The following is a 7173-nucleotide window of genomic DNA, read 5'->3' as shown; positions in this document are numbered from 1 at the left end:
AGAAAATGGCCTTCAGAGCCAAGGCTCATAGCGATATGCGGGATAGGAGCGTCGGACGACCGAGGCCAGCCGGGATGGGCTCGTTACTACCTCAAACGAAGCGGCTACACCGCAACGCGCCGATACGAAGAGGACTTAAAGCCACGTCGCTGAGCCGTGATGAAGCCTATGGGCTGCCGCCCCCTTTCTCCCTCTCCCCTCCGGGGAGAGGGCTGGGGTGAGGGGTGGGGCTCGCGAAATTCCTCCCTACCTCGGTAGGAGCGCACCCAGTGCGCGACCGCAACGCCGGAACATGCCGCGGTAGTCGCGACCACCGCAAATCGAGGCGACCATGTCAGTCCGCGGTCGCGCACTGGGTGCGCTCCCACAACGAACCGCAGTCACCGGCGGCATCGCGATGCGATGTGCCGCGCAGCGGCACGAGCCTTCAAACGACCCCTGTGGGGCGGTGAGGGGTGGACGATGAGGCCCCGCAGGGGTGCCCGACACGGATGTCGGGCACTTTTCGTCCGGGCAGGAGCCCGGTCGAAAAGCCCGGCCGCCCCTCACGGACTGGCTGGGCGAAGCCCAGACAGCGCCACGCGGGGTGCCATTCTCTTTGGTTACTTTCTCTTGGGCAAGCAAGAGAAAGTGACCCGGGCCGCGGCAGCGGCTCGGAAGCCCGCCGTCCCACGGGGACTCCCTTCGGTCGCAGGCGAGCCCGGTCGCAGAAACCCGGCAACGACAGCATTAGAAATCTTCATGCATCGAACCATGCAGACTGGCGCGAAAGGCTGTCGCGCACAGGGTGCGCTCCTACAAGGGAACGCTACGCAAATGCCTCAATGCCAGTGAGGGCCTGGACTCAGTAGCCGGTGTTGCGATTCGCCTCGCGCACGGCGTCGACGAAGCTCTTGAACGGCTTGTCGGTGATGGCGACCAGGCCGATGTGCGCGTTTTCGCCGTCGATGAGGCGACCGGTGATGGGCTGGTCGACGTACTGGAACCAGTGCACGCCGACGATCACCGGATCGGCCGCGGCGGCGGCCACGTAGCGCGCGTACGCCTCGCCGCGCTGCTGTTCGTTCCACACCGGGACGACGCCCTTGCCGAACGGTCCGCGGTCGTCGGAACCGAAATGGAACTCGCCGATCAGCGCGGGCTTGCCGAGCTTGGCGAACGCGGCCGCGTCGAAGGCGTGCTCGGGCACGTCGGCGTAGCCGTTGAAGCTCACCACGTCGCAGTACTGCGCGCAGGAGGCCACGGCTTCCGGCGTGTGCACGGCGAAGCGGCCGCCGAGGAACAGGTGGTGCGGGTCATGCTTGTGGATGGCCTGCGCGACGGTGCGGAAGTACTGGTCCGCGTACTGGCGCAGCCACGCGCTGTAATCGTCGGCGATGGCGGGGTGCGCTTCGTTCGGATCGGGCGCGGCGTAGTTGGTCGCCTGCAGCGCGTCCCACGAATCCAGCGCGATGCCCCAGGCGGCGGCAAGCTTCGCCGGTGTGCCGTACTTCTTCTTCAGCACGTCGATGAAGGCCTGCTTGGCCGGGCTGCGCGCCTCGCCGCGCAGCGTGCCCTGCGCGAGCCCCCAGCGCCCCTGCGGGCCCTGCCCGGCCCACGCCAGTTCGTTGTCGGCGAAGTAGCCCAGCAACCAGGGATCGTCGCGTACTTCCTTGGCGGCCTGCGCCGCCGCCGTGTCGGCCGCCTGGGCGAAGCGCGGGTCGAACGGGTCGGGCATGCGGCCCCAGTAGTCGTAACCGCTGGAGACATTGCCGAACACGCCGGCGATGTTCACCGAGCGCGTGTAGGCGAAACGGTGTGCCTGGGTCAGCGCCTCGTCGCTCCAGTTGCCCAGCGTGTTGAAGCCCCAGTTCTCCAGCCGGTCCACCGTGCGCGAGCGCCATGCCTGGCGCCAATGGTGGCCATCGGCGAGAAACAGGTTGGCGGAGTAGTAGTCGAACCAGCGCCCATGGTTATAGGCCATGCCCGCGGAAGCGGACTGATCGCCGGAGGGCTTGCCCTCGGTGCCGAAGAACGGCGCCCACCGGCCGCTGTTGCGCGGCAGGTCCTTGAACATGAACTCGCGGCCTTCGATGTAGGTGCGGCCGCCGTCGTCGTCGACCACGTTCACGCCCAGCGAGAAGAAGGCGTGCCCTTCGGGCGTCACCAGGTGCCAGCGGCCATCGCGCTGTTCGGTGCGGAACCAGCCGCTGGCCTTGAACGCCGGCAGGTCGGTGCGGCCGCCGTAGCGATCGAAGCCTTTGTGCGCGACGGCCGGGCCGATCGCGGCGGGCTTGGCCTTGTGCCGCACGCCACGCAATGCGTCGTCGGAATCGATCTTGCCCGGCCACTGGCCGCGCGTGTACTGGCCCCAGGCATCGACGATGCCGGTATAGGCGTCGCGCAGGTCGTGGTCGCCGCGCGAGGTGTCGAGCTTGCCGAACAGCACGGTCTGCGCAGCCGTGGGCGCGGGCATGCCCAGGCGCACCGCCTTCACATGGGCCAGGTCGACCGAGCCTTCCACCGTGGTGGCGATGAAGACGCGCTTGCCACCGGCCATGTACGGCATCGGCGGGCCGGCCTGCATGCCCATCGCCCGCGGCGAGGTGGCATGCAACGGGATCACCAGCGTCTGCGGCGGACCGGCCGGGATGCCCACGGTGGCGTGCAGGTGCTGTCCTTCCGCGGCGCCATCGATGTCGACGGTGAGCGTGATGGCCCACGGCATGGCGTTCTGCATGTCCACCCGCAGCGAGCCTTCCTTCGACCAGTCCCACTCGCCCTTGTCGAGCGATACGGTGAGTTGCGGCTGCGGCGAAGGCTGGAACACGTAGCGTTGCAGCGACATGCCGGCCACGGTGATCGGCGCGCCGTCGCGATCGACATGGGCGAGCGCGGTCTGCGTGGCGGGCGCACTGGCGGCCTGCGCCTTGGCGGTGGACAGCGGCGCGGCGGCGACGCGACTGAGATCGGCCCGGTCGGTGTCAGCAGCCTTCTGGCAGCCCGCGAGGGCCAGCAGGCAACAGGCGACTAGTGGGGCGGTCCGTCTCATCGGCGACTCGATGCGAAGAAGTGGCGGCAGTATGCCTGTGTCATCTGAAGCTTGCCTTGCTGCGCCAACGCTCGCACACAACGCAAGATCATGCTCTTTTCCGCTGCCATGCGCGCCACGCGTAATACACCGGCACGCCCACGGCGATCAGCAGCAGGCTCATCCCTGCGTCGCCCGGCTGGTGAATGGCGGTGGCCACGATCACGCTCAGTACCGTGCCCACGAACAACAGCGGCAGCACGGGGTAGAACGGCACGCGATACGGCGAGGGCTCGCTGCGGAAGCGGCGGCGATACCAGAACAGCGTGGCGATGCCGAAGGCATGCGACAACCATTCGCCCACCGTCGTGTAGTCGACCAGCTGGCCGAAGCTGCCGGAAAGCACCAGCACGACGGCCCAACCGCCCAGCACGGCCAGCGCTACGCGCGGCGCGTGCCAGCGCGGATCGATGCGGCCCACCGCGTTGAAGAGCATGCCGTCGGCGCCCATGGTCTGCAGCACGCGCGCGCCGCCGGCAATGGCGATGCTGCAATAGCCGAAGGTGGAACAGGCGATGCCGACGGCGATCACGGTCGCGCCGGCCTCGCCGAACAGGGCGTGCATCAGGTCGGCAGCCGGCGCATGGCTGGCCGCCAGGCCCGCATGACCGAGGCCGGCGAGGTAGGCGAAGTTCACCAGCACGTAGCACACCACCACGCCGCCCAGGCCCAGGCCGAGCGCCCGCGGCAAGGTCTTCTGCGGGTCGCGCACTTCGCCAGCCAGATCGTTCAGGTAATGGAAGCCGCCATAGGTGAACAGCACCGGCAACAGCGCACCGAGGAAGGCGCCCGGCGGCAGGTTGCGGGTGGTATCCACCGCCAGCACGTTGCCGAACTGCCCGTGCGCCAGCACCACGCCCACCACCACGAGCATGGCAATGGCCGAGACCTTGAGCACGGTGAACACGTTGAGCATGCGCGAACCGGCGCGGATGCCGAAGAAGTTCACGGCGACGATGAAGGCGATGGCGCCGGCGCCCACCGGCCTCACCCACGTCGCGGGCAGGCCGATGGCCGCGCAGAAATAGTCCGCGAAGGTGGTGGCCACGGCCGCCACGCTGCCGGGGTAGTTGATCAGCGCCATGGTCCAGCCGAACAGGAAGGCCGGCAGCTGGCCGAACGCCTCGCGCAGGTAGATGTAGACGCCACCCGCCTGCGGCCGGCGCGCACCGAGCTCGGCATAGCAGAGCACGCCGGCCAGCGTGAGCAGGCCGCCGATGGCCCACAGCGCCAGCGTCTGCGCGCCCGAGGAGGTGCGCTCGGCCACGGTGGATGCGCTGCGGAAGATGCCGGCGCCGATAACGCCGCCGATGACGATGGCGGCGGCATCCCAGGTGCCCAGGCGGCGCAGATACGAGGGGGTGGTCTCGGCAGTCATGGTGCGCAACAGCATCCTTAGGGAGTCCCTGATTTATTCCATGCGGGTGGCATGTTGTCCAGAAAGCCACCAGGCGACGGCGCGTGACGCCGCCTGGTGGCTTTCTGGACAACATGCCACCCGCAGGGCCGGCTCTGTCTGCCCACCGCTGTGCGTCGCGCTGCCTCGACAGGCAGCCAGCCCGCCTTCCTCGCTCCTCAAAGCCGAGGACATCCCTGTTCCTCTCCCCGCGTGCGCCAGCGCAACACTCATCTGCGGGCAGACAGAACCGGTGACACCCACATGGAATAGATCAGAGCTTCCCTGAGGATACGAAGGCCGGACGATAGCGCGGTTTCGCCATCGACTTCGACATGCGGCTGCAACAATCGGGCGCCGTTACGTTTTTTTCTTCCGGTTTCAGTAGTTCTTCGCTAGCGCATCACGGGGTGCGGGCGCACAGTTCCGGTCTCCCCATCGCTGCATGCCGGCCGGGACACCGGCCGGCGCCCTCCCTGGAGGCGTCATGAGTATCGTCGAGAGTGAAGCGGTCCGCCCCGAGGACGATCCGACCCTGGGCCCCTTGCTCGAACTCGACCGCGAGCTGGTCAACGTGGGCAAGAAGATCCGCGTGCTCAAGGCCATCGACTGGCCCGTCGAGCTGGAGGCCACGTTTCTCGAAGGGTACGAGCGCGGCAATCCGCAGCTGCCCGATCCGCCGCGCCGCCATCCCGATCTCAGCGGTGAAATGGACGCGCTCCGCGCCATCATGGGCAAGCTCGATCGCGGCCACCCGATCGGCGACTGGTTGTTCAAGACCGCATGGAGTTACCTCACGGCGGCGCAGATGCTGATGAACGTCGGCAACGAGACATTCACGCGTTGCTCCACGGCCCTGTATGGCCGCCCCGACGGCGTGCACAGCAGCCAGACCTCCAGTGCATACGACGCGGCGCAGGACGTCATCTCGATCACCGACGACCTGATCAGCCGCGAGGCGATCCCGTCGGTGCCGGCCGACATTCCGGCCGAGGAGTTCGCCGAACGCCTGCGCGAGCGCCTGGGCTCGTTCTTCGACAGGGACCGGGTCGACGTGGTGCTGAACCCCGACCTGTCGTCGAAGGCCACCGCGGGCAGCAAGAGCATCAACCTGCGCTCCACCGCCTTGTTCTCCGAGCTGGACCTGGCGCAGCTGACCGAACACGAAGCCTTCGTGCACACCGCCACGCTGCTCAACGGCAAGCACCAGCCCCACCTGAAATCCCTGGGCCTGGGTTCTCCCCGCACGACGCGCGCGCAGGAAGGCCTGGCCACGTTTTCGGAGATCATCACCGGCTCCATCGATCTTGCCAGGCTGCGCCGCGTCGCGCTGCGCGTGATCATGGTGAAGCGCGCGCTCGACGGCGCCGATTTCATCGAAGTGTTCCGCGGCTTCCTCGACGCCGGCCAGACGCCGGTGGAGAGTTATCGCAGCGCCTCGCGCATCTTCCGCGGCGGCGATGTGCGCGGCCGCATCTGCTTCACCAAGGATGGCGCGTACCTGCAGGGCGTGATGATCGTGTATCTCTTCATCCGCAAGGCGCTGCAGGAGGGCAAGGCGGAGATGCTGCCGTTGCTGTTCGCGGGCCGCGTGACGACCACGGACGTGATCACGCTGTCGCCCTACCTGGAAACCGGCCTGATATCGCGCGCCGTGTATGTGCCGCCGTGGGCGCGGAATCCACAGCGCGTGCTGTCGCTGCTGGCGTTCTTTACCGCGGCCCAGCGCTTCCGCCTCGATACGCTCAACCTCGACAGTTTCGTGGCGTTCGAGAACGCACTGGTGGATGAGACGCTGCAGACGCAGTGGCGCTAGCCGCTTCGTCTTTTTGTAGGAGCGCACCCAGTGCGCGACAGCCTTTCGCGCCGGTCTGCATGTCCGTCGTTTCGATGCATGAAGATTTGTAGTGCTGTCGTTGCCGGCTTTCTGCGACCTGGCTCGCCTGCGACCGAAGGGAGTTCCCGTAGGACGGCGGGCTTCCGAACCGCTGCCGCGACCGGTTCACTTTCACTTTGCGCAACGTCCCCTTGTAGGAGCGCACCCTGTGCGCGACAGCCTTTCGCGCCTATCTGCACGTTTATTGCTCTTGTGAAAGCGGGCTATTGCCTTCGGTAGCTCCGCTTCCGCAAGAGTGCCGCCTACGCGGCGGGCGTTTCGATCCCCTGCCGGCGACGCGAAGCTAGTCCCGTGGGACGCTCGAGTCACTTTTCTTTTGCTGGCCCACGCACGCGCAGGAGCGCGTGCGAACGGCGAAGCCGGCCCGTAGGGCGGAGGGCAGGATGCCCGGAGTCAAAGAAAAGTAACCCAAAGAAAATGGCCTTGAGAGCCAGGGCTCATAGCGGTACGTGGAATAGAAGCGTCGGCCGACTGAGGTCAATCGGGATGGGCTCGTTACTACCTCGAACGAAGCCGCTACACCGCAACGCGCCGAAGCGGAGAGGACTCAAGGCAACGTCGTTGAGCCGTGAGGGGATTTATTCGCACCGCACCGCTGGCTTTTTCTCCCTCTCCCTCTCCCCTCCGGGGCACGCGGGGAGCGGCCATGGATGGCCGCGGCTTTGAGGAGCGAGGAGAGGGCTGGGGTGAGGGGTGGGGCTCGCGAAATTCCTCCCTACCTCTGTAGGAGCGCACCCAGTGCGCGACCGCAGCGTGGCGATGTTCCTTTGCCTTCCAGTCGCGACCACCGCGAATCGAGGCAACCCTGTC

General features: G+C 67.1%; 3 protein-coding genes. 1 reads left to right on the top strand and 2 read right to left on the bottom strand.

From position 1 onward, the window contains the following. Positions 1–844: 844 nt before the first annotated feature. Positions 845–3031, bottom strand: a complete 2187-nt coding sequence (locus JMF82_RS21280) for a beta-galactosidase (protein ID WP_201316526.1) — start codon at positions 3029–3031, stop codon at positions 845–847. An 88-nt stretch (positions 3032–3119) separates the two neighbouring features. Further along, complete coding sequence (locus JMF82_RS21275) at positions 3120–4448, bottom strand: amino acid permease (RefSeq protein ID WP_201316525.1); 1329 nt, start codon at positions 4446–4448, stop codon at positions 3120–3122. Between the two features lie 505 nt (positions 4449–4953). Here JMF82_RS21275 and JMF82_RS21270 point away from each other — a divergent pair. Then, positions 4954–6282 carry a tyrosine/phenylalanine carboxypeptidase domain-containing protein gene (locus tag JMF82_RS21270; RefSeq protein ID WP_201316524.1) on the top strand — a complete coding sequence of 443 codons (1329 nt, stop codon included), beginning with the start codon at positions 4954–4956 and terminating at the stop codon, positions 6280–6282. The last annotated feature ends 891 nt before the right edge of the window (positions 6283–7173 follow it).

Origin of the sequence: Dyella sp. EPa41, assembly GCF_016586165.1 — a bacterium.
Classification (GTDB): Bacteria; Pseudomonadota; Gammaproteobacteria; order Xanthomonadales; family Rhodanobacteraceae; genus Dyella.
Note: the sequence above shows the minus strand (reverse complement) of the source record. Positions and strands in the feature narration are given on the sequence as shown.